The 23,886-nt window shown below is 41.6% G+C and carries 19 protein-coding genes, 7 tRNA genes and 2 pseudogenes; 19 read left to right on the forward strand and 9 right to left on the reverse strand.

Annotated features, from left to right (window positions below):
* Window positions 1-308: 308 nt before the first annotated feature.
* Window positions 309-1,247, forward strand: a complete 939-nt coding sequence (locus tag FTV12_RS14165; RefSeq protein ID WP_180034236.1) for a sensor domain-containing diguanylate cyclase — start codon at window positions 309-311, stop codon at window positions 1,245-1,247.
* 326 nt (window positions 1,248-1,573) lie between these two features.
* Window positions 1,574-2,617 (forward strand): hypothetical protein, encoded by a 1,044-nt coding sequence (locus tag FTV12_RS14170; protein WP_179993340.1) that lies wholly within the window; start codon window positions 1,574-1,576, stop codon window positions 2,615-2,617.
* A gap of 55 nt (window positions 2,618-2,672) precedes the next feature.
* Here FTV12_RS14170 and FTV12_RS14175 read toward each other — a convergent pair whose 3' ends face one another.
* Window positions 2,673-3,545 (reverse strand): ATP-binding protein, encoded by an 873-nt coding sequence (locus FTV12_RS14175; protein ID WP_166138612.1) that lies wholly within the window; start codon window positions 3,543-3,545, stop codon window positions 2,673-2,675.
* A 189-nt stretch (window positions 3,546-3,734) separates the two neighbouring features.
* On the opposite strand from FTV12_RS14175, the gene FTV12_RS14180 reads away from it, so the two are divergent.
* The 9 genes from FTV12_RS14180 to FTV12_RS14220 all read left to right on the forward strand — a co-directional run bounded on the left by FTV12_RS14180 (window position 3,735) and on the right by FTV12_RS14220 (window position 7,615).
* Window positions 3,735-5,243 carry a DUF3336 domain-containing protein gene (locus tag FTV12_RS14180; RefSeq protein ID WP_179993339.1) on the forward strand — a complete coding sequence of 503 codons (1,509 nt, stop codon included), beginning with the start codon at window positions 3,735-3,737 and terminating at the stop codon, window positions 5,241-5,243.
* Entirely contained in the window at window positions 5,206-6,054 is an 849-nt protein-coding gene (locus tag FTV12_RS14185; protein ID WP_179993338.1) for a serine/threonine protein kinase, read from the forward strand. Before FTV12_RS14180 ends, FTV12_RS14185 begins: the two co-directional genes overlap by 38 nt.
* 107 nt (window positions 6,055-6,161) lie before the next feature.
* A tRNA-Leu gene (locus tag FTV12_RS14190) sits at window positions 6,162-6,246 on the forward strand.
* Window positions 6,247-6,279: 33 nt separating this feature from the next.
* Window positions 6,280-6,353, forward strand: a tRNA-Trp gene (locus FTV12_RS14195).
* Window positions 6,354-6,393: 40 nt separating this feature from the next.
* Window positions 6,394-6,478 (forward strand) — tRNA-Leu (locus tag FTV12_RS14200).
* Window positions 6,479-6,862: 384 nt separating this feature from the next.
* Window positions 6,863-6,948, forward strand: a tRNA-Leu gene (locus FTV12_RS14205).
* 352 nt (window positions 6,949-7,300) lie between these two features.
* Window positions 7,301-7,385, forward strand: a tRNA-Leu gene (locus FTV12_RS14210).
* A gap of 33 nt (window positions 7,386-7,418) precedes the next feature.
* A tRNA-Trp gene (locus tag FTV12_RS14215) sits at window positions 7,419-7,492 on the forward strand.
* A 38-nt stretch (window positions 7,493-7,530) separates the two neighbouring features.
* Window positions 7,531-7,615, forward strand: a tRNA-Leu gene (locus tag FTV12_RS14220).
* Between the two features lie 145 nt (window positions 7,616-7,760).
* On the opposite strand, the gene FTV12_RS14225 is transcribed toward FTV12_RS14220, so the two are convergent.
* Entirely contained in the window at window positions 7,761-7,964 is a 204-nt protein-coding gene (locus tag FTV12_RS14225) for a hypothetical protein (RefSeq protein WP_004786362.1), read from the reverse strand.
* A gap of 418 nt (window positions 7,965-8,382) precedes the next feature.
* On the opposite strand from FTV12_RS14225, the gene FTV12_RS14230 reads away from it, so the two are divergent.
* On the forward strand, window positions 8,383-8,646 hold the full coding sequence (locus FTV12_RS14230) for a hypothetical protein (RefSeq protein WP_179993337.1): 264 nt from the start codon (window positions 8,383-8,385) through the stop codon (window positions 8,644-8,646).
* A gap of 21 nt (window positions 8,647-8,667) precedes the next feature.
* On the opposite strand, the gene gloB is transcribed toward FTV12_RS14230, so the two are convergent.
* Entirely contained in the window at window positions 8,668-9,402 is a 735-nt protein-coding gene (gene gloB / locus FTV12_RS14235; RefSeq protein WP_159123781.1) for a hydroxyacylglutathione hydrolase, read from the reverse strand.
* Window positions 9,403-9,522: 120 nt separating this feature from the next.
* The gene (locus FTV12_RS14240; protein WP_159123780.1) at window positions 9,523-10,107 is read right to left on the reverse strand and encodes a flavin reductase family protein; all 585 of its coding nucleotides are present in this window, start codon (window positions 10,105-10,107) and stop codon (window positions 9,523-9,525) included.
* A gap of 116 nt (window positions 10,108-10,223) precedes the next feature.
* Here FTV12_RS14240 and FTV12_RS14245 point away from each other — a divergent pair, with 116 nt between their 5' ends.
* Together FTV12_RS14245 and FTV12_RS14250 are read left to right on the forward strand one after the other, a co-directional pair.
* Entirely contained in the window at window positions 10,224-11,045 is an 822-nt protein-coding gene (locus tag FTV12_RS14245; RefSeq protein ID WP_179993336.1) for a PhzF family phenazine biosynthesis protein, read from the forward strand.
* 141 nt (window positions 11,046-11,186) lie between these two features.
* Window positions 11,187-13,952 carry a pitrilysin family protein gene (locus FTV12_RS14250; protein ID WP_180034237.1) on the forward strand — a complete coding sequence of 922 codons (2,766 nt, stop codon included), beginning with the start codon at window positions 11,187-11,189 and terminating at the stop codon, window positions 13,950-13,952.
* 287 nt (window positions 13,953-14,239) lie between these two features.
* Here FTV12_RS14250 and FTV12_RS14255 read toward each other — a convergent pair whose 3' ends face one another.
* On the reverse strand, window positions 14,240-15,304 hold the full coding sequence (locus tag FTV12_RS14255; RefSeq protein ID WP_166138633.1) for an amidohydrolase: 1,065 nt from the start codon (window positions 15,302-15,304) through the stop codon (window positions 14,240-14,242).
* Between the two features lie 107 nt (window positions 15,305-15,411).
* Window positions 15,412-15,807, reverse strand: coding sequence for a DUF3144 domain-containing protein (locus FTV12_RS14260; RefSeq protein ID WP_180034238.1), 396 nt, complete (start codon window positions 15,805-15,807; stop codon window positions 15,412-15,414).
* Between the two features lie 110 nt (window positions 15,808-15,917).
* Here FTV12_RS14260 and FTV12_RS14265 point away from each other — a divergent pair, with 110 nt between their 5' ends.
* Window positions 15,918-16,550 (forward strand): hypothetical protein, encoded by a 633-nt coding sequence (locus FTV12_RS14265; RefSeq protein WP_180034239.1) that lies wholly within the window; start codon window positions 15,918-15,920, stop codon window positions 16,548-16,550.
* 22 nt (window positions 16,551-16,572) lie between these two features.
* Here the strand turns inward: FTV12_RS14265 and FTV12_RS14270 are convergent, their stop codons facing one another.
* A complete protein-coding gene (locus FTV12_RS14270; RefSeq protein WP_180034240.1) occupies window positions 16,573-18,024 on the reverse strand; it encodes a CYTH and CHAD domain-containing protein in 1,452 nt (483 codons plus the stop codon).
* A gap of 121 nt (window positions 18,025-18,145) precedes the next feature.
* A complete protein-coding gene (locus FTV12_RS14275; RefSeq protein WP_179993333.1) occupies window positions 18,146-19,603 on the reverse strand; it encodes an inorganic triphosphatase in 1,458 nt (485 codons plus the stop codon).
* A gap of 333 nt (window positions 19,604-19,936) precedes the next feature.
* Here FTV12_RS14275 and FTV12_RS14280 point away from each other — a divergent pair, with 333 nt between their 5' ends.
* The 4 genes and pseudogenes from FTV12_RS14280 (at window position 19,937) to FTV12_RS14295 (ending at window position 23,660) form a co-directional block, all read left to right on the forward strand.
* Window positions 19,937-20,320, forward strand: coding sequence for a DUF962 domain-containing protein (locus FTV12_RS14280; protein ID WP_159123774.1), 384 nt, complete (start codon window positions 19,937-19,939; stop codon window positions 20,318-20,320).
* 835 nt (window positions 20,321-21,155) lie between these two features.
* Window positions 21,156-21,776 (forward strand): thiamine phosphate synthase, encoded by a 621-nt coding sequence (thiE, locus tag FTV12_RS14285; protein WP_159123773.1) that lies wholly within the window; start codon window positions 21,156-21,158, stop codon window positions 21,774-21,776.
* Window positions 21,777-21,815: 39 nt separating this feature from the next.
* Entirely contained in the window at window positions 21,816-23,117 is a 1,302-nt protein-coding gene (gene hemL, locus FTV12_RS14290) for a glutamate-1-semialdehyde 2,1-aminomutase (protein ID WP_034706389.1), read from the forward strand.
* 127 nt (window positions 23,118-23,244) lie between these two features.
* Window positions 23,245-23,660: pseudogene (locus FTV12_RS14295) on the forward strand (heme-binding protein).
* 116 nt (window positions 23,661-23,776) lie between these two features.
* Here the strand turns inward: FTV12_RS14295 and FTV12_RS14300 are convergent.
* Window positions 23,777-23,886 (reverse strand): annotated as a pseudogene (locus FTV12_RS14300) (IS982 family transposase); the annotation flags it as partial.

Genomic DNA, 23,886 nt, shown 5'->3' on the forward strand with positions numbered 1-23,886 from the left:
TCATGAAATACGGTATTCTGATGTGACAAAACCTGAATCCTGGTCGTTAAAGTGTTTGTTTGCACTCATATTTTAACTGTTAGGACTCAGGTTTTTTTATTTAAAGCAAACTATGGGACAGCAGTGGCCTTAAGCCTCTTTTTTTATTAGATTGCTTTTGTGGAGTAGAAATATTCAACAAATAATATTAATAAATTAATTATTTTAACTCTACCACAGTAAGTATTTTCTTATTGATACCGTAAAATAGTTTAATAATATAGAAATCCCACTCTATTATATGCGGAATGATGCAGAGACTATTTCGGATGGATAATATCAGTTTTAAAGGTTTTCAGGATGCGGGACAGGCAGTTTTAAAATATCTGCATCAGCATTTTGGCTTTAATTTATGGATGATCACCCGGGTAGAAGACAATGACTGGATTGTGCTGCAAAGCGAAGATCATGGCTATGCTGTTCAGCCAGGTCAGGTATTTGAATGGGCCAATTCTTTCTGCTGTCATATGGTCACAGGCAAAGGACCAAGAATCGCGCCTCGCTCTGAAGAAATTCCTTTATATGCGACTGCGCCCATTAACCAGCATTTCTGCATCAAATCTTATATTGGTCAACCACTCTTTAAAGAAGATGGCAGTCTATTTGGAACATTATGTGCAGTTGATCCTGAAGCCAAGTCAGATGCCATCATTCAGGATCTGGCGATGGTCGAGTTATTTAGCAAGCTTTTGAGCTCAATCTTACAAGCTGAGTTGCGTCAGAACGAGCAAATCCGTCAGCAAGAACTGCTACAGCAAAAAGCCAGTAAAGATGAATTGACTGGGTTATATAACCGTCGTGCCTGGGAGAAACTGCTACAGGCAGAAGAAGAACGTTGCAAACAGTACGGTCATCCTGCTGCGATCTTATTTATAGACTTGAATGACCTGAAAAAAGTGAATGATAGTCTGGGACACAAGGAAGGCGATCAATTAATTCAACATACTGCACAAATCCTTCAGGAAAATGTACGTAGCAATGATATTGTGGCGCGTATTGGTGGTGATGAATTCGTAATCCTGAGCATAGAAAATGATAAAGCGGGAGCTGAGCGTTTGCTCGATCGCTTAATTGAAGCCTTTGCAGAAGCAAAAATTGAAGCTGCATTTGGTATGGCGATGCGTCATCCAACGACTGGCTTAGTTGAGGCTCAGTGGCAAGCAGACAAAAATATGTTTGAGTACAAGCGCTGGAAAAAGTCTGTTTAAATGTTTTTGATTTTTAATATTTTTAAGGAGGTGTCTGAGAATATTCAGCCATGAGCTGCCAAGTTTTTCCCACAATAAATAGAAGTAATTAATTTCCTTTTATTCTTATTTTTTTAGGTTTTATTCAAAGTTTAATTGTCTAGAAGCAACCTAAATTCTTCTTTAAGCCCAACCATTTAAAAGATAAAGCACGATCAGAGTGTAAGAAATACTGTCCAGAAAAAATATCATCGACAGTTATTGGGTTTGTATTGTGTGATTTTAATACGCCCATCTTTCATTCTCATTGAATAAAAATGCAAAGAAATTCTAGGGAATAAAATTTTATGAAAAAGCAGATGTCATTCTTTGGGCTGGTTTTGGTTTCAAGCTTGCTTACCGCATGTGGTGGTGGTGGAGGTAGCTCAGACAATCCTACAGTGACTACACCACCAAATGTTCCAGAGGAGAGTATTTCTCCTGAACTTTCAGAAGAATTTATTCCTTTTGAGGATCGCGATATCATCGAGAAAATCCGCGATAAAATTAACAATAGCACCAGCAATGATACGGACTATAACGTTGCGTTAGGTCATATGATTGGTGAGGTGTTTGCAGATTATCCTTATGGACGCACGGGCCGTATTATCAAGATTTATAATCTGGGTGTGAATAGCATCAAGTATCCAAATCTGATCTGTTCGGAGGTGAATACCAATGGTGCGGTGAAAACCTTTAAATTAAAAACAGATAAAAATAACTGTATTGTTCTGGATAAAACCTATCGCAAAGATTCAACCATTACCCAGACAGTCAATGGTGATACTACGACCTTGACCTTTAGCAATGTACGTTATGGTTCCAATGTTAATTTTAATCTAAAAGATGACTATCTGATTTCAGGTACGATTGTTCATACCAAAAGCAAAAACAATCTAGGTGCATTGGAAAGCTATAAAATTGACCGTCTGGAATTTCAGCGTGTAGCGGAAGACAAGAATGCGGGTAAATCTGGCGCTGAGTATGATGAGCTGAGCAAGGAATACTTACTGGTACGTAATTATAACTATAGCCTTGTAGATGACTATGGTAGTGGCAGTAATGGTATCCGTACCTTAACCAGCAGCGGCAGCATTATTGGTCAACCCAATCTGGCGGATTATCGTTATAGTTTTGATTTTAATACGACTACACCATTCAAGATGGACGAAACGGTGTTAAATAATTATAAGCATCTGCCGAAAGAGGGTGTGCTTGAAATTACTGACAGTTATGATCAGGTGATTGAGGTCAAACAGAATCAGCCTGAATCCTTAAAAGCGACTGTCTATTTCAATGGCAGTGAGCTGGATGACCTGCTGTGGTCAACGATTATTGACAATAAAAAATAAGAACTAACCTTATAAAAAAAGCTCCATCAAGGAGCTTTTTTATTTGGGGAAGAATTTACAGAGAATTCAACTGCTGCGAACCAATCCAGTGTTTAGAGAACTGATAGGCTGCACGACCTGAGCGTTGTCCTCGTGCCTGGCACCAGCGTAATGCTTCAGCACGGGCTTCAGCTGTCATTTGCATATCTGCCTTTTTCAGATAATGCTCGACAATTTCCAGATACAGGTTTTGATCCATTGGGTAAAACGACAGCCATAAACCAAAACGATCCGACAGGGAAATTTTTTCTTCAATGGCTTCTTGTGGATGCAACTCGGTATATTGGGGTACATCCACTTTGGTTACCGGGGTATTTTCATGCATAAATTCCGGCAATAGATGACGACGGTTACTGGTCGCATAGATCACAAAATTACTTGAACCGGACTGTAATGAACCATCTAGCACACTTTTCAGACTGCGATAGTTTTCATCTTCCGCATTGAAGGCCAAGTCATCACAATAGACAATAAACTTTTCCGGACGACCGGCGATCAGTTGCTGAATTTGTGGAAGATCTGACAAATCATCGCGTTCAATTTCGATCAGACGTAAGCCCTGATCTGCATATTCAGTCAACAAGGCACGCACAATCGAAGATTTGCCTGTACCGCGAGAGCCAGTCAGTAAGACATCATTGGCGGGTAATCCTTTTAGAAACTGCAAAGTATTCTGAATGACTTTTTCTTTTTGTCGCTCAATACCTTTTAAATCTGCCAGTTCAATCTGTTTGAGCTGGTGAATGGGTTTGAGTTCTCCAGCCTGCCATTTATAGGCATAAGCAGAAAAATCAGGACTTTGTTTTAATTCAGGCAGACTTTGCTGGAGCTGGAGAAGAACAGTGGAAAGAGCATTTAAGATATTGTCAGGTAAATCAATTTTCGCCATGATTTGAGCAGTACTTTTACAATTATGGCTAGAATACTATCACTGTAAAATTCACAGTCAAAGTCTGGAAAGTGTGATAATTTGCTTAAAGTGGTGAATTTTCGTTATTGTAGTACAAAGAAAATAGATGCCTGTTTTTTGTTCATGGCTGCAGGATGTCTGAAAATTACAATATAGGGAAGAGGGCAGATGCTGTTTAAAGATTTTACTCAGGATATCAATCCACATCAGGCCTATCGTATCAAAAAGCTGAAGCAGCAATTGCAACAGGCTGAAACTTACGAAGAATGGAAATATATTGCCTTAAAGATCGATGAAGAATCTGGGGCACAAGAATGGAAGCTGGATAATAGTTCACCGTATTTTGATGCCGAGGTGATTGCGCATCGACTGGGGAAATTAAGACGTTACCGTCAGCAGAAACGTACTCGTGATCTGATGTATATCCTGCGTGAAGGACTGAGTTACGATATTGCCAATATCGCCCATCCTTTATTGTTTACCGTCACTTATGTCGGTACTAAAAAAATTATTGAGGATTATGTAGAAGAAGTCAGTCTGGGCCTGGCTTATATTGCTTCTGCACAATGTACCTGTCTGACTCTTGAAGAGAAAATTGAATATTTTGAGCACTGCCAACGTGCTTATGGTCAGCCAGCCTTAATGTTCTCGGGCGGTGCCACACTCGGTTTATTTCATACCGGTGTATGTAAGGCGCTAATGGAACAGGATTTGTTACCTCGAGTGATGTCGGGTTCCAGTGCTGGTGCAATTATGACCGCAATGTTGGGCGTTTCCAAACCTGCGCAGTATGTAGATATTTTAAAAGGCCATAACTTTTTCCATGAAGCTTTTCATTTCCGTACCATGAGTGAATTAATGAAGGGTAATGGTGGTCTGGCGGATGTCAAATACCTGAAAAAATTCCTGATCGAAAACTTGGGCGATATGACCTTTGAAGAAGCATTAAAAACTTCGGGTCTGCATATCAATATTGCGGTTGCGCCTTATGATGCCGCGCAGGATGCCCGGATCATGAATGCCTATACCTCTCCAGATGTACTGGTCTGGAGTGCGGTGCTGGCATCTTGTGCCGTGCCGATTCTGTTCCCGCCGGTACGTCTCACCAGTAAACGTCATGATGGGCAATATACGCCTTATATGGGCGCAACACGCTGGGTAGATGGCAGTGTCCGTAGTGATTTCCCGCAGGAGAAAATGGCGCGGCTGTACAATATCAATTACACCATTGCCAGTCAGGCCAATCCGCACATTGTGCCTTTTATGCAGGATGATATTTCACGCTTCCGTAAAGGAACTTTAAGCTGGCCGAAACGCATTGTACGCCGTCAGAGTGTGGTATTTACCAAAGGGATTATGGATTTTGCCCGTGAGCATGCGGGCAGTTTGCCGCCAATCCGCCGTTTGCTGGATCATGGTTATGGCGTAGTGGATCAACGTTATTATGGTGATGTGAATATCGTCGGTAAATATAGCCTGCGTCATTACAGCTATATGCTGCAAAATCCTCGTCCGCATTTGTTCAAGGTGCTGCAACGTGAAGGTGAGCGGGCGACCTGGCCAAAAATCTCCCTGATCGAAACTCAGGAGCGGGTAGGTAAAACTATTCAGCATTGTCTGGAACTGCTAAATTACCAGCATGCACCAGATACCAAGCAAGAATATATTGTTACTTAACCCTGCCAAACTGCATCAGCTTGATTTCCAGCTTAAGACCAAAGCCCGAAGTCTGGGTTTTGGTCGCCGTCTTTATTATCTAGAAGTTAATCCGGAGACCGCGTCAGCACTTTGGTTAAAAACCCAGAATCTTGATTCAACGGCTATTTCTCGGTATGCCCAAACTGGCTTAAGTCATGAGCTGGACTTTTATGAAGCTTATGGTGAGCAAGAAGGGCGGACTTTCATGCTTCCGCATCAAATTATTCGAAAGCCATTTCAGATTAGGAATGAATTTTTCAATCAGGCTTTGATCTTACCTAATGCGCCAGCACATTTTGATATATGTCCTAAGCTGTTCTCGATTCAAGAAATTCGTCAGCATATGCTACGAGCATTAGAACCGTTGATAAGCTTACAAGAACTCGGGTATCTGTATGCTGATCTCAAACGAGAGCATTTTGTTATTTATCAGAAATGGGTCTGTTTGATCGATTTTGAGCAAGTTCAGCCAATCAATTCTTTAAACCAAGCAATGAACGCTACACCACGTTATATGGCACCTGAACTATTTCAAGGGCAAGCCAAGTCGCTACAGAGTGAAGTTTATGCGCTGGGTATCATTTTTTATGAATGGCTTACAGGGCAGCGCCTAGAAGCGACAGATTATCAGGATTGGGCCTTATTGCACTGTCAGCGTTTTAAACCTGAGCTACCTACACAATTCCAAGCTTTGCAAAGCCCGATACAAAACATGCTTCGAAAGCATTCACGAGATAGATTGTCTGATTTCAAGGCCGTAAAACAGGCCTTACTTACTGAAATTGCATGAGAAAAATACAATAAATTGTATATTGTTTTTTATTTAATCAAACGAGTGGTTTTTTCTTAAAAAGAGCTTGTCAGGTGAAATTGATCCCTATAGTATACACAGCCATCGGGGACGTGGCGAAATTGGTAGACGCACTGGATTTAGGTTCCAGCGCCGCGAGGTGTGAGAGTTCGAGTCTCTCCGTCCCCACCAATTTACTCAAGAGATTGAGTAAAATGGCCGAGTAGAGGATTGGTGTAATGGTAGCATGACGGTCTCCAAAACCGTTCGTCAAGGTTCGAATCCTTGATCCTCTGCCAAAGTTTGAAAAAAAGTCCAACACTAAGTTGGTACCCTGATGGGGACGTGGCGAAATTGGTAGACGCACTGGATTTAGGTTCCAGCGCCGCGAGGTGTGAGAGTTCGAGTCTCTCCGTCCCCACCATCAAAAGAGACAAGGTTGATGCCTTGTTTTTTTTTGCCTGGAATTTAAGGTTGAGCCATCTTTTAATTCCATTCTTATTATTCGCTTACTTTCGATGGGTAGATTTTAAATACTCAAACTAAGTATCAGTGAAGGTGAGAAGAGGGAAGTCCTTTAAAATATCCAATCAATTGGCTGATCTAAACACTATTAAAATTAATATTCAGCACTCTTTCAAATAACTTGATTTTTTAAATTGGAGAAATGAAATTAAGCGGTTTTATTAAAAATAAGCCAGTATTTAATCATCAAAGAATTAACTGATTAATTTTTGATATAAAAACACCGAGTTGATCATAGAATCGCTTGTCAAGCAGATGCGATCGCTATAATATACACAGCCACGGGGATATGGCGGAATTGGTAGACGCACTGTGTTCAGGTCGCAGCGCCTTCTGGGCGTGAGAGTTCGAGTCTCTCTATCCCCACCATATATGAAGAAACAAGGTTAATGCCTTGTTTTTTTTTGCCTGAAATTTAGTGCGACATTTTTATTGGCTTGGCTTTTTATTTTTTGTATTGGATTCATTTATTGTTTAAACAACATGCTCGATCAAGATAAGTGAGGTTCTAGAGGTCTGATCTGCTGAGACTGAGCTAGACAAGCTTAGAGATTAAGTTCAAAGCAGTAGCAAAGAAACCTCATAAGGCTGAGTTTTCTTGTTAAATCTTATAAAAAATAAAAAAATTGTATTAACTGTTTAATTTATAGCGGAATAGGCAGTGATTGCTTGTAAAATCACTTGTCAATGACCTGCTATCTCTATAATATACACAGCCATCGGGGACGTGGCGAAATTGGTAGACGCACTGGATTTAGGTTCCAGCGCCGCGAGGTGTGAGAGTTCGAGTCTCTCCGTCCCCACCAATTTACTCAAGAGATTGAGTAAAATGGCCGAGTAGAGGATTGGTGTAATGGTAGCATGACGGTCTCCAAAACCGTTCGTCAAGGTTCGAATCCTTGATCCTCTGCCAAAGTTTGAAAAAGTCCAACACTAAGTTGGTACCCTGATGGGGACGTGGCGAAATTGGTAGACGCACTGGATTTAGGTTCCAGCGCCGCGAGGTGTGAGAGTTCGAGTCTCTCCGTCCCCACCATCAAAAGAGACAAGGTTGATGCCTTGTTTTTTTTTGCCTGAAATTTTATAAACGAAAAAAAGCCCATCGAAATGGGCTGATTATAGGAATAAGAGAATTTTACTCAAATAAAAGGGTAAATCATGAGTGCATTGATTAATTAAATTTAAGCTTTCAGATGATCTTCAAACTCCTCACCCAGCTGCATGGCCAATGCATTACCTGAAAGATCGCAGGTCACCAGACCATATTCTTTTTTAAAACTGAAACTAAAACCACGATTGTCTGCCAGGGTGCGAACCGAATACCCCAATTTTTCTAACCAAAGTCTAAATGCGAGAACGTTTTTTGCTTTAACCACTTTTTTCACGAGATAACTCCTTCATCAGTTAAATCATAGATAAGGGTGAGAATTTTCGTTTTAAAGGGCAAATACCCTTATTTAAATTAATTTAATTGAATTTGCGGATTTAATGAACAAGATAATATAGACGAAATATAGGGTTTTTAATCTAAGTCTATGTTTTTTATTATTTTCAAGATGTTGTAACTAAATATTTTAATTTTAAGCCTAAATAATTTTTTTAATAGTTATTAATATTCAAATATTTAAATCAGTAATTGTTTATTTTTTATTCATTTTAAATTAGGAATTAGCGTGGTTTAAAGTTTTAGAGTTTGAGTAAGGCTTAAAAATATACAATCCATCAAAGTCTCAGAGTATTCAGGTCATGGTTTTAAGCTCAACGCTTTATACTGTCATGGATATAATTTAAATAAGATTGATGATGACTGAATTAAATATTGAACAGTACGTCAAACAGCAAATTGAACTTATGCAGCAGCAAGGGCAGGAGCCTGTAGCTGTGATGCTGGGTCATGAAGACTGGCTGGATTTTTCGGTACAGTCCAAGGTGGCGTATACACCATTTGGCAGTGCGCGCCGTTATCAACCTGCTTTGGGTGGATTATTGCTGGTCAGGATTGATGAAATGAATGCGGTACGAGTGGTCACCCAGCAAGAACTGGATGACTATGCTCAGAAGCATTAGCTACTCTAAGCAGCTATAAGTTTAAAACGAGTCTTTTATCACGCGTAAACGTTGAAACTCTTCGACACTGTCTGCGCGTAAAAAAGGATTGGTTTCCAGTTCTGCTGCAATCGTACTGGGTAAGGTGCATTGTCCTAGCATGCGCATACGCTCAACCTGTTCGAAACGCTCCAGAATTGCTGGATTATCCGGTTCAACATGTTTGGCAAACTGTGCATTCGACAGTGTATATTCATGCGTGCAATAAACCTGGGTACGTGGCGGTAAGGCAGCCAGACGAGTCAGAGAGTGGTACATCTGCTGATAAGTGCCTTCAAATACCCGCCCACAGCCCATGGCAAACAGGGTATCGCCACAAAACAGCACATCAATAGCATCCAGGAAATACACGATATGGCCTAGGGTATGTCCCGGTACGGCAATAATCTGTACCTCAACACCATGAAAACTGAACTGGTCGTCATGTTCAAGTGGATGGTTAATAAACGGAATTTTTTCCAGCTCAGCTTTTGGGCCATATACCGGTAATGATTGCTTTTGAATTAAATCCGGAACGCCCCCGATATGGTCTTTATGCCAGTGGGTGAGCCAGATCTGACTCAGCTCAAGCCCATGTTCGGCGCAGTAATTCTGAACTAACGCAGCTTCAGTGGGATCAATGACCACGACCTGATGCGTCGGTGTATGTTCAAGTAACCAGATATAATTTTGTAATGAGTTTTTGACATCAATACAGTGGATTTTAAACGGCATCATAAGACATCAGACCAAACAGATATTATGGATAAAGTAGCATAAATTCAGGCAGTCTGACTGTGGTCAAAGCTGCCTGTTTACAAGAATTTTTTATATGATTTGTTTAAAAAGATCAGTCATTTATTCTGCATCTTTGACTGTGACAGCTTCGCCAATGGTATAGAAGTGGCCACCGGCGACATGATGAATACTTTTCCATTCTTCGCTGACTTCATGATAGTACCAGTGCCCATTACGGAACACCCGATCATCGGCATAAGCGGCAATGACCTTACCAATAAACAGGTCATGGGCTTGCTGGTTATGTGGCTCGGGAATCAGCTCACATAAAATCCAGGCGGCACAACCTTCTACAACTGGGATCTCTTGATCTGCGAATTTGAATAACTGCACACCGGACTGCTCCAGTTTGTCTGGGGCATTGTACAGACTCAATGTTCCCAGACTATAGACCATTTCCAGCTGTTTGAGGGTGGGAATCTGCAGGGCAAAGTAGCCAGAATTTTCTATTATTTTTCGGGTCTTGGTGCTTTTATCCAGTACTACGGTGACTTTTGCTGGACTGAATTCGAGTGCACATGCCCAGGCAGCGGCCATGACATCAGTGTCTTGCCCATCATTGGCAGACACTAACACAGTGGGGCCATGTGTAATCAGGCGATAGGCTTTTTCTAAAGGTACAGTTTGAATATGTGAATTGTTCATAAAGAACCTTAATGAGTGAAAAGGGAGAAAAATAAATCATCTGATCCACAGCATATAAAATTCCTCTTCTGGAAAAAAGCTTTTAAACTAAACACCTACATACAGAAGTAAAGAAAATGAAAATGTACCAGGTGGATGCTTTTACGACGTCTCTATTTAAGGGAAATCCTGCTGCAGTCATCGTGCAGGATGCTTGGCTGGATGATCACCTGATGCAGAATATTGCCCTGGAAAATAATCTGTCTGAGACCGCTTTTGTCAAAGTGCTGGATGCAGAAAATTATGAAATTCGCTGGTTTACGCCGACCAAGGAAGTGGATTTCTGTGGACATGCCACATTGGCCAGCAGCTTTGTATTATTCAAGGATTTTAGCTCTGCAAAAACCATTTATTTTCATGTCAAAGATCTGGGCATTTTTACAGTATGCCAGGATGAAGATGGCAAAATCCGGATGAATTTCCCGATCCGTCAGCCTGAACTCATCACAGATTATCCAGAAGCCTTAAGACAGGCGCTGACGAAGCCTTTTAAAAATGTTTATCTGAATACACAAGGTTATATTATTGAATATGAATCAGTGCAGGATGTATTAGAAGAGCAGCCAAATATTGAATTGCTGAAGCAGCTGAATGGAAAAAGAACCGCGATTACAGCAGCGGGTCCATTACTGGATGTCGCGATTACCGCTGGTGATACGCAATATGATTGCATATCACGTTATTTTGCACCGAGTAACGGGATTAATGAAGATCCGGTAACGGGTTCAATTCATACCGGGATTGCACCGATCTGGGCGGAGAAATTAAATAAAACTGAACTGGTGGCTTATCAGGCTTCTCAGCGTGGCGGTGTATTGTATTGTGCATTAAAAGAGCAAGACCGCATTGAGATTTCAGGTTATGCCAAACTGTTTATGCTGGCCGAACTTTATATTTAATTAACATACTCAATAAAATACCGTGAAATTGCGCGGTATTTTATTTGGCATCTCATAAAATAGACTATTCATAATAGAGACTTTTCTCTAAGATCAGAGTGACTGTAAATAAAAATTCACACTTAAAAATTTGGATGAACAATGCAAATACGCTTTAAACGTTTAAGCATGGCGATTTTATTATCTGGCTGGACTGCGGCCAGTTTTGCACAGCCAGTATTGGTGAAAACAGAACAGAATATCGAAGAATATCGACTGGAAAATGGCTTAAGAATTATTCTTGCGCCCAATGATAAAGAAAATAAAGTGTTTATGAATACGGTTTATCTGACCGGTTCACTGAATGATCCTCAGGGCAAAGGGGGCCTGGCGCATCTGCTTGAACATCTGGCGTTTAAAGGCACGGAAAATGTGAAGGGAGATGAGTTTCAGCGCCGTCTGGATCAATATACCTTAATGACCAATGCTAGTACTGACTATTACTCAACCAAATATACCAATGTGATTCGTCCTGAGCAGACTGCGGTCAATGAAGTGATTTTCCTTGAAGCAGAACGCATGGACAAGCTGGTCCTGCAAGAAAAGTATGTGCCGACTGAAATTGATATCGTGAAACGTGAGCGTGAAATCCGTCTGGATCAGCCATTTTCCGTACTGATGGATCAGGTATTTAAATCAGCTTATGGCAATCAGTATCTGGGGCGATTACCGATTGGTGACTTGAACGAACTGCAATCGATCAAGATGCAGGAGCTGAACCAGTTTTATCGTCATTGGTATGCACCGAATAATGCTTTGATGATTATTTCAGGCAAATTTAATAAGGCAGAAGTGCTGAAGCAGATTGATACCCATTTCAGTCCGATTCAGTCCCGCAAAGTGCCTGAAGCGGTAAAAGTGCCTGCGCTAAAACCTGAACAGATCAAACAACGTGAATTTACCGTACAAAAAGGTAGTGATCTGGCCAAATTTAATATTTATCTGAACCAGTCAGAAGAAAGTATTAAAACCACGCTGGCCATGTCTCCAATCTTATATACCTTGCAACCTAGCGGACACCTGTATCAAAGTCTGGTCGAGACTGGTAAGACCACTACAGTGCAGTCCATGACCTGGCTCGATAAAGATTTTAATCTGGTGTTTATGGGTGCCATCTATGCGCCAAATCATCAAGTCAAACAAGTTGAGCAGGGCTTAATTCAGGGGGTAGAGCAGAGCCAGCCATTTAATGAAACCGAATTAAACCGGGCTAAAAGTCTAACCCGAAACCAGGCGGACAATGTTAAAAATAGCGCAACCGCTTTAGGTTCGCGTTTAAGTGAATATGTAGTGGCTTATTCAGGTGACTGGAGCCAGTATTTCAAAGATCTGCAAGCCATAGAAAAGCTGGATGTCAATCAGATCAATCAGGTGTATAAGGCATTCTTTAAGCCAGAATATCGTATTTCTGGCAATATCTTGCCGACACCAGAAGATCAGAAAAAAGCACAGGAGTTGCCCCAGACTGAAGTGCCGGCTCAAACTCTGGACCAGCAGGCTGAAGCAGCAGAACCGCTGAAAGATGTCAGTGTCTATCAGGCAGAAGTAAAGCAGTATGTGGCGCAGTCCAAGCAATATTTACAGGCTAAGGACAAGCAGATTCAACGGGGCAAACTGAAGAATGGTATTAAATACGCTTTATTCCCGACCCAGACTCAGGATGACAAAGTTTATGCCACTATTGCACTTAATTTTGGCACGGCACAAAGTTTGTTCAATAAAGGCGAGATTCTGGATCTGACTGCTTACTTACTACTGCGTTCTTCTGAAACCCAGAGCTTGCAACAGATTGCCGATAAAATTATTGAGTCTGGTGGTTCAGCCACGGCCAGTTCCTCTGAAAATGGCATGAGCATTCAGATCAGTGCCAAAAAAGAGAAGTTTGAAGAGTTTTTCCAGTATGTACTGGATGTGCTCAATAAACCGGCCTTTGAGCAGAGTCAGTTTGACCTGATTAAAGGACAAAGCCTATCTGCGTTAGACCGTCCTTATACTGAGCCCAATATGGTGGCAGGCCTGACCATGTCCCGCGCGACCGAGATTTATCAGCCGGGTGACCTTCGTTATCATTTTGAACCTGAACTGGCGAAAAAACAGATTCAGGCTGCTACTCGTGAACAGGTCGTAGCGCTGTATCAGCAGTTCTTTAATACGCATCATGCCCAGATCGCAGTGACAGGGGAATTTAATCCGAAGTCCGTGAGCAAAGCCCTCAAAAATAACTTTGCGAGCTGGAAAGCGAAGCAGCCTTATGAGCGCTTAAGTGGTCAATATACAGTTTATCCGGCACAGAAAATCCATGCGTTGTCTGAACAGCGTGAGTTCGGTCATTATCGGGCTGTCATGACATTCCCTGTCGGTGCAGAACATGTAGATTTACCAGCCATGCTGGTCTTCCGACATATTCTGGGTGATTCTCAGTTGTCTTCACGTTTAGCACAGGAACTGCGTGAGAAAAATGCGCTGGTTTATGGCTTCAGTGCCAATGCTCAGTATGATGAATGGATTGATTCAGGCGCATTAGGCATTCAGGCAAATTATACGCCTGGCCGATCAGCACAGGTGTCACAAGCTGTGCATAAGGTATTGAATGAGCTTCTGGCCAAAGGGGTAACTGAGCAGGAAGTTGAAGCGGCGAAAGCCACGATTTTGAAACAGCGCGTCACTGCACTAGAAGATGATCGCCGTATTCACAGCATACTGATTCCACAACTGGAAAAAGATCGTAATCTGATCTATCGGGAGAAACGTGATCAGGCGATTGCCAAGCTGACCAAGGCAGATGTCGATGCCGTTATCAAAAAATATGTTAAACCGGATCAATTGGTCGAAGTCATGGCGGATCAGTATGGGAAAGAAGTGAAATAAACTCTGTAATTTTTTATAAGTCTATGACGGTCTCTTTTCATTTTAAATAAATGTTTAGATGTCTATATGGCTACTTTTGCTTCGGCAAAAGTAGCCAAAACCATTTGTCATCCGCAAAACTCGTCCACCACCTTCACGAAATAAATTTATTGTAGAAACAATCCTCTTATGATGTAGTCCTACCTCAACCAGTTACGGATGACGTTTCCGCGTATTTATGAGCATGAAAAATTTTAAAAATTAAAATTTTAATCTATTTGTTGATTCAGTTTTAATTAATAAGAGTTCTATAAACGATAAAAGCGTTTCGCATTTTCATAAAAAACCGGCTTTACAGCATGTTCGTCATAGTTCTGCACAATATCGCTAAAGGCATCAATGATGGTGACCAGATCTGTGCTGACACGATCCATCGGGAAATTCGAAGCAAACATGATGCGATCTTTAGCGAAACATTGTAGGGCATGCTGGATCAATGGAGCCGCGAGCTGAATCAGTTCATCTTTTTTTGCCAGTTTTCGATCTAAATGAAAACGGTGACCGAGTACAGGCATAAACAGACCGGAGATTTTGCTATACACATTCGGACATTTTGCCAGTTCAGCCAAGTCTTCTTTCCAAGTCTGAAAAATATAGTCTCGCTGCTGTGCTGTTTGTCCTGTTGCTTTACCGACTTTCCCAAAGATGCCGGCAGGTGTGCCCAAGTGATCCAGCACAATCGGCGTTTCAGGAAATGTTTTGGCCAGATGGGCCACATCAGAAATTTGGGTAGAATAAACCCAGGCATCAAAACTTAAATTGGCTTTGGCTAATTCCTCAAATCCTTTCAGAAATTTCTTATTGCAGTATAAATGCGGTTCATCGGTCCAGGCATGAATGCCTTTATCGGCATGGAACGATGCCATTTTACGAATACCACGTAATTTAGGCGAAACTTCCTGATGTAATTGCAGCAGCTGTTTAAAGTTTTTTTGACGAAGATCAGCTGTAGCCACAATGCCGCCTAGCTGAATATTCTGTTCAGCAAAAGGCAGCCCGGCAATAAACCTGGTTTCATTAACCACGCCAGTACCTTTATGCTCATGCCAGCTTGCTTCTATATGAACAATCTGTTCCACCTGATAATGACCGATGTCACGTTTATAATTTTCAGGTAGGTAAGGCGCGGTCAGATGTTCGGTCAGACCAATGGTATCGATCACCGCTTTGGGCTTGATCAGTCGCACCATTTTGTTCAGCAGTTTGGGATGTTTGCCAAATAATTTTACGGCTGAGGCTGCGGCATGCGGTGTGGTATAAGGGTCCCATTGATGAATATGCGGATCTATAATCGGAAAGGGCAGTTGTTGCATGATATTTTTGGTCATCGTTTAATTTTTATTCATTTTTTATAGGATGAATCCAGTATTAAAGTCAAATTAAAAATCAAAGATTTAAAAAAAGCCCCGTAGGGCTTTCATTAATGATCGTGGTCGTGTGGATGCTTGTTGGCATGAAACTCTTCATTACGACGGAAACGTAAATAGTTCTCAAACTGCTCACAGTATTCATCGTAGTTATCTTCCAGCATCATCTGAAATTGCTGCAAGATATAAGACATGACCTGATCTTTAGCGTCGCGCATCTCGTTGCCATCTTTGAAATTGTTGGCAGCGACCCAGGTATTAAAGCGGGCAGTACCAAACAGCATTGCAGCGCTGACTTGACCACGTTTTTCTGCCGGGTTTTCCTGAGAGCCTTTTTCTACACGGCTAAATTCGTTGGCCTGTTTAATAAATTCATCAGCACGTTCAAAGAATGCAGCATTTAACGCTTCTTCTTCGGTTACATCGGTTGCTTCAATCTTTTGAACCATGAATTTTTCCTGATAATAAAATCTTAATCACTAATTATAGGCAAAGCCTTGCAGAAACTAAACCTTTGCCTTAATCTAAAAATAGCCTAAGCAATAAAAATGTAAATCTCATGCAAGATGCAATTGCTGTACAGAGTCTGAAAAGTGATATTGCCTTATTACGCCAGAATATCTGGCCACCAGCAAATCTGGCCAATGTGGAAGGATTGCCAATTTATTATGGCACCAAGTCGCAGGTCGAAGAATATTACAAGCAATGGCTGGGTCTGATTGAAAGGGCACAAGACCTGTTTCAGCCTTTTATGGAAGATGAAGTTCTGGATGCGATTCATTTGCCAAGCCATTTGAATCTGCCTTTATTCTATTTTCATGTGGACCGCATCCGGATTAATAAAACCCGCGCCAAAGAATCCAAGACTTTTCGAGGCATTGCCAGTCTGATTGAAAAATGTGGGCAATTTAAACCGGAACAGATTCAGGCCATGCAACGCTGGCTAGACAGTGATGAGACAGCGGCACTTGTGGCACATCGTGAATTTGTAGATCTGCGTACTTATGTGTTCCAGCATGGTCAAAGTGAATACACCCGGACTCGGTTCTATGTGAATGGCATTGTCCTGAGTGTCGAACCACATTTTGAACTGGTTGATGCCCGTGATAAGCCGCGTAAGCAGCGCAGCGATAGTTATAGCGATCCATTAGCTGATAACAATACCTGGAAAGTATATGGAAAATATCGCTAGAGCAATTTTGTCTATTTATCTCTTACCAGAATGGCTGGGTGTGAGAAAATTTTTGTAACTGCTCGGCAGCCTGTTCCGACAGATGCTGCTGTTCTGCGGTGAGCCAGCCGATGACAAACCATGCCTTGGAATGTTTTTTGGCATAAGGCCTATACAGGCTTTCTGCGACAAACAGGTCATTATAATGACCTAAAGTCTCCTGTAAGGGCTTTAACGCTTTCAGATATCTTTTGATTTCCTTTTCCGGAAACAGGCTTTGCAGAAATTCCACATTATAACGCAAGCGTTTAACCCGCTTGCGGGTTCGGTGGCGTGATTCAATATCCAGTTCCTGATAATTCTCTGCATCTGCACAGACTTTCTGATGCAGTTTGCTGAGTCCTTTACACAGGATTTTATGCGAGGACTTTTGCTGGTTTGCACTCTGATCCTGACTAAATTGTAGTAGCTCCAGTATCAGCTCCATCGTAGCTGGCTTTCTGAATAATTGGCTAATATCTGCCTGATCCTGTTGGGCTGGAGGCAACTGCAATACTGGTGAACCCGCAGCTTCTAGCTGAAGAAGCAGACTTTCAGCTAAAGCATCGCGATCCCGAGTAGAGCCTAATTGCTGGAAGATATTGCGTAACTGATCCTGCCATTCCTCTGGCAAATCCTGATGATAGGGCTGGAAGATTTTTAAGGCACTGCGTAAACGCCGGATAGCGACGCGGGCCTGGTGCACATGGTCACTATTGTAATTTTCTAGCGCAATCGCCGTCGCATTGGGAAACAGGTGCGTCAGACAGTTGGTGATAATTTTTTGCAAGATATGATGAATATCGTCTTTAGCTGCGAGCTCTAAGGTTGTCTGATGCTGGACCGGAAGATCAGTTTTATTATTCAGCAGAGCATAACCACGTTCAGATTTGCTGCGTACATCCAGCCATAACTGATAACGTTGAATCCAGGGTTTAACAAAATCAATTAAGTCATCAAGTTTGCCACTTTTGAGCTCAAATTCAACTTCATAAATATCCAAGGTCTGGCCATTAGAACGAATCTCACCTCTATCCAGTGCAATTTCAATCTGACTTCCTCGGTAATTTTCAATCCAGAGATCCCGCTCTACATCAGTTTCAAATTGTAGAGTCAGAGACGTATCTAGGGTGTGAAGTGCCTGTTTTAGAATCTTCCGAGCCTGTTTATGCTTGGCATAAGCTTTTAAATCACAGTTGTCCGGTGCGGCATCCAGTCTTTCTTCCAGCTCAAAGCGTTCAAACTGATGCTGGCTCGGTGCTTTTAAGGTCTGAAACCATTGCTGATCTTCCAGACGCTGCCGGAGTGCAATTTTGTGCTGCTGTAACTGCTGATCGGAAGTATCAAAGTATTTGGCACATAAATGATGTCGAGTCGGCCCGTACTGCTGAAAATCTTGTTCGAATTGGTGACGTATACTTTGCGGAATCTGGAATTTGAGTTCGATTTCTGCCATCGGGCCATTCCTTCTCGATGAGGCTCATAACAATCAATATAGACCAAACAACAAAAGTATTGTGATGTGCTTGTGCAACAAAAAAGCACGCCGTAGCGTGCTTTGAAAGTCAGTTAAATACTTATTTAAGAAATTTGCGGCTGACCAGAAACTGTTCTGTCGCTTCCAGTAAGCGCTGTGCATAGACTTCCTGCTTGGCAGTCAGCCAACCCAACACAAACCAGTCACTGGCTTCCAGCTCAGTCTGCTGGATATACAGGGCAGAGGAGGCCAATGTCTGATATTCATTTGCTGCCTGCTGTGCATCATTTAAAGCCTTGCTGTATTTTTGTAGGTTTTTGACATCATAAATCGTGGTCAAAATTGGGAAGCTGAATTTTAATTCCTGAATGCGAATTGCTAGCTGATCCAGACTCTCAAAATTGGTAATATCAGTCTGGTTCATCTGTTCCTGCAAGACTTTGTATTGTTGCTGCAAGGTAGTTTGCGCTGCAGATTTCAATTCCAGCGGCTTAGCTTCATTTGTACTTAAGCTGAAGATCAGCAATTCCAGATAGTGATGCACATTTTGGGTGGATTTCACCAGATTGCCCAGCTTCTCTTTGGCATAGAGAATATCTTTAGTCAGGTTCTCTGCGGTCATAGGATTTTGCAGGAAGCCAGCCAGAGTGTTTTGCATGTGCTGTAAATGTTGCAGATGTTCAAACTGATGTTTAAATGCGGCAAGTTGATGCGCCCATTTGTCTGAAACTTGGGGATGCCAATCTTTAAACAAAAGTAGGGTCAGATAGAGATGATCCAAGGCCTGTTGTGCCTGATCAATATGTTCCTGCTCTGCCACTTGCGCGGAGATTGCCGCAATATTGGGTAACAGGTGCTGCATTTGCTGGGCCACTAGATGACACAGGTTTTTACCCGCACTGTCTTTTTTGCTGATCTGGAATTCTTTGGCAAAAGTAGCGGGACTTACATTCTGATGAGTCGCTAACAAATTCCCAATTTCTGCCTTACTGCGTACATCCAGCCACAGCTGATATTTTTTGACCCATTCAAAACTAAAGGCCAGCAAATCCTGAATTGAGCCATGCTTTAACTCGAATTCAACTTCATGCACTTCCTGTTCAGCATGAGGCGTGCGAATACAGCCGATATCCAGGCTGACTTCGATTGATGTGTTTTCATATTCAATCACGCGCAAGGTACGGGCAATATCGGTTTCAAACTGCAATTGCAGCTGGTCAAACTGATCACCTAAAGCACGATTAAGCAAGGTTTGCGCTTCAGCAGACTGCTTGTAAATACTCAGGTCCAGCTCAGGAGAATATTCTAATTCACCCAGATCATGATTATGCTCGAAACGTTCAATGTGGCTTTTGCCTGCCGCTTTTAACGTCTGAACCCAACGACTGCCTTCTAATCGTTGGCGTAGGGCAATTCCATGCTGGGCCAGTTGACGGTCTGCAGTATCATAGTATTTGGCTTGAAGCAGGATCTGTTGAGATTTCTTGGGATCAAGTGCCTTAAGCAGGGCAGTACGGCGTGCCGCGGGAATCTGGAACTTGAGTTCAACTTCAACCATGATAATCATCCTGTCTATTCAATTTATTGAAAAATATTAAAAAATAAATTGAATTTTTATTCGCTTGCATGAAATTCCGATATGAAACGGAAATATTTTTTAGACTTTTGAGCGGCTGATTGTAACGAAAAACCAATCTGATGTAAGACTTGACCGATTGAAAAAAATGGAAATGGAAAAATTAAAATGCTGATCTCATTCGCCGGTTTCTACTGAAAGCATGACAATTCAATATCTAAGCCAAATTCAGGTACAGAATTACATGAAAATAAAGGTACTTTTAATTGCCTAAATTATGCGCTAAGGTGAAGAAAAAAGATCAGGATGATGATAATGAATGCACAAGTGCAGCCGAGCAATGAGATTGCAGAACTGACTTCTCCACAAATGCCGATTCATGACTATCATGAGTTTTACCGGTTTTATCTAACCGAGCATCGCCATATTATGAGCCGCCGTTTGCATGTCGCAGGCAGCAGTATCGGTTTATATTTTTTTAGCAAAGCCCTTCATCAGCGTAAAGCTAAATATCTGGCCTATGGACTACTCTCAGGTTATGCCTGTGCCTGGATTGGTCATTTCATTTTTGAAAAGAATAAACCGGCCAGCTTTAAACAGCCGCTATACAGTTTTATTTCAGACTGGCGTATGTTTGCCGATGTATTACGTGGTAACCTGAGCCTGGTCGATCGTAAGCACGACAAAATTCCAAGTTAGGGCTTATGACGTTTTATCGGATTTATGCTTAAGTATTGCAATAAAAACGATAAAAACACTTGCAAGTGTAGAGTTATTATTCTATTAATTGTTTTATTGCTTATTCAGTATTTTATCAAAGAGTATAATTCACTGAATAAATCAGTTTTCCAAGCCTGGAGCGACCTTCTCCGGGCTTTTTTTATATTTAAAAAAATAGAAAGATCTGCATTGACGTATTTTTAATTTATCTGAATGATTTAGAAAATATTCACGAGATGAATGAACCAAGTTTGAGAGATAAGATGGTCAGTTCTGCTTAGATGGGTCGATCCTTTCTAGCTTTGACACGTCTCCCCATAAACGGTTTACCCAAAGCTAGAAAGGATCTGGTAGATAAAACACAGCTTTTGCTTTTCTATTTATGTGTTGTGTTCGAACTTATTTAAATCCTTTAATGCATGTAGACCTATCCCTGAAATTGGGTATTTTGAAGTTTTCTTTAAGTTTTGTGATTAATGGTATTCAAGCAATTTTATACACAGGAATCGTAAAATCCGGACATAAAAAAATCGCTTTCAGAATTTTGCAACTTCTCCACTAAGTTATCTGCAAAATCCTAAAAGCGTTTGTCGGAGGGCGTAAGCATTAACACTTTATCATTATTGTTATAAAACCATTAAAACGTAAATTCTCGCAGTCGCCTATCACTGAAAATAGGGATATTGATCAATCACCTGTATAAAAAGTACAAATAATAATCTAATCCCTGAATCGGGTATTATTCAGTGTTTAGGATGGGGAAACTCGCCCATTTATGCCTATAATAGCGTATGTATTTTGAATGGCGGCAGTCATGCGCGGTTTATATTTAATTACCAATGATGATCCTATTGAACTTCTCCTAGCAAAACTTGAAGGTGCAATGGCGACTTATGAAGTTGCGGTACTTCAGTATCGTCGTAAAAAAGTAGCGAAAGAAGATCAGGCTTACGAAATCGAATATATGAAACAAATGTGTGAACAGTACAAAGTTCCATTTGTGATTAATGACGATTTGGAAACTGCAGTAAAATATGGCGTAGGCGTGCATTTGGGTCAGGATGATGGTTCAATCCAGAAAGCTGTTGAACGTTTGCCTAAAAATGTTTTGATTGGTCGCAGTTGCAACAACTCACTTGAGCTTGCAGAACAAGCCATTGCGGATGGTGCAAACTATGTGGCATTTGGTGCGATCTTTGCGACTGACACCAAGCCAGAAGCGGGCAATATTGGTTTAGAAACCTTGAAACTGGCTAAAGAAAAATTGAATGTACCAATCTGTGCCATTGGTGGTTTGACAGTTGAAAACGGTAAAGAAGTCATTGAAGCCGGCGCTGATCTTTGTGCGGTCATTAGTGATGTTTTAGGCCGCTCGATGTCTACTGTCGGTCAACGAGTGTATGACTGGTCGGAACTATTTGCTGAACAAGCTTAATTTTTATTTCTTATTGTATTTTTGAGTTGAGTGATTCTCATGAGTTTATCTCCAAAGCAAGAACAACTATTTAAACAAGCCAATAAACATATTCCGGGTGGTGTTAACTCACCTGTACGTGCTTTCAATGGCGTGGGTGGTACGCCTATCTTTATCGAGAAAGCACAAGGTGCTTATCTGTACGATGTCGATGGCAAGCGCTATGTGGACTATGTGGGTTCATGGGGCCCAATGATTCTGGGTCATGCGCATCCATCAATCATTAAAGCGGTGCAAGATGCAGCTGTTGATGGTTTAAGCTTTGGTGCACCAACCGTGCATGAAACCACTTTGGCAGATATCATTTGCGACATCATGCCATCCATTGAATTGGTACGTATGACGAATTCTGGTACTGAAGCGACCATGACTGCGATCCGCTTGGCGCGTGGTTATACCGGACGTGACAAAATCGTAAAATTTGAAGGTTGTTATCATGGGCACTCTGACTCGCTGCTGGTAAAAGCGGGTTCTGGCCTGTTAACTAAAGGCGAAGGGGAAGCGACTTCTGCGGGCGTACCTGCTGATTTTGCCAAACATACATTAACCCTTCCTTATAACGACATTGCGACTTTAAAAGAATGCTTTGCCAAGTTCGGTTCAGAAATCGCGGGTGTGATCGTAGAGCCAGTGGCAGGGAACATGAATCTGGTGAAACCGATTGATGGTTTCCTGCAAGCGATACGTGATGTCTGTGACGAACATGGTTCAGTCTTCATTATTGATGAAGTGATGACAGGCTTTCGTGTGGGTCTTGGTGGTGCTCAGGCACATTATGGCGTGACTCCTGATTTAACGACTTTGGGTAAAATTATTGGTGCGGGGTTGCCAGTCGGTGCTTTTGGCGGTAAGCGTGAAGTGATGGAATGCATCGCGCCACTAGGTAACGTGTATCAGGCAGGTACTTTGTCCGGTAACCCGCTAGCAATGCGTGCCGGGATCGAGATGTTTAAACATCTGCGTGAGCCAGGTTTTTATGAAAAACTGACTGCTCAACTTGAAAAACTTCTTGCAGGTTTACAAGCAGCTGCGGATGAAGCCGGTATTCCATTCAAGACCCAGCAAGTGGGCGGCATGTTTGGCCTGTACTTCACTGATCAAGAAGACATCACCAGCTTTGATTCAATGCTGAAATGTGACGTAGAAGCTTTCAAGAAATTCTTCCATGGCATGTTAAGTCGTGGTGTGAACCTGGCTCCATCTGCATTTGAAGCAGGATTTATTTCAGCTGCGCATAGTGATGAAGATATTGAATTTACGATTCAAGCGGCTAAAGAAACTTTTGCTGAAATGAAAGGGTAATACAACCTCTCCCTAACCCTCTCCTAAAAGGAGAGGGAACATAAGCCCGAATTCCTTCGGGCTTATTTTATTCTTTTAATTAGACCGCAAAGATTTGAAATTGATAAATTAGAAATTGGATAGTTGAATGAAAACCAAACATTATCTGACCTTAAGCGACGCTGAGTTTTTGTTAAATCAGCCTATGAATATGCGCTAGAAAATGGCTTTAATGTTAGTATTGCTGTAGTTGATGAAACTGGCAATTTGCTGGCAATGAAGCGTATGGATGGTGCTTCACCGATGACAGCAAACCTGTGTCTGGAAAAAGCACGTTGTTCTGCCATTAGTCGCCGCCCATCCAAACTGTTTGAAGATATTATCAAAGGCGGTCAAATGGGCTTTCTGACGATGGATACTTTTTCTGGGATGTTAGAAGGTGGTGAGCCGATTCTGTATCAGGGTCAGTTGGTTGGTGCGATGGGTGTTTCTGGAGTGAAGTCGTTCCAGGATGCGGAGATCGCACAGCAGGCGATTGAGAAGTTTTTGGCACTACAAAATTAGGTGTTTGTATTTGGAAAATACAAAATTATAGTGAGTATGAATAAATTTAACAAAACCCGAGTTAGTTTGCTTGGGTTTTTATTAGATTCTAAGATTATAAATAACCCGAATCCTGCTTAAGCCGATGACTTCATAATTTGAATTGTTGGCTTATTTTTATGGATCAGTTGATATGCACACAAGGACGCGTAAATCCCTCCTAGAAATCCATGAACACTACGTGCTT

The sequence above is a fragment of the Acinetobacter sp. YH12233 genome (genome assembly GCF_013417725.1).
In the GTDB taxonomy this organism is placed as follows: Bacteria; Pseudomonadota; Gammaproteobacteria; order Pseudomonadales; family Moraxellaceae; genus Acinetobacter.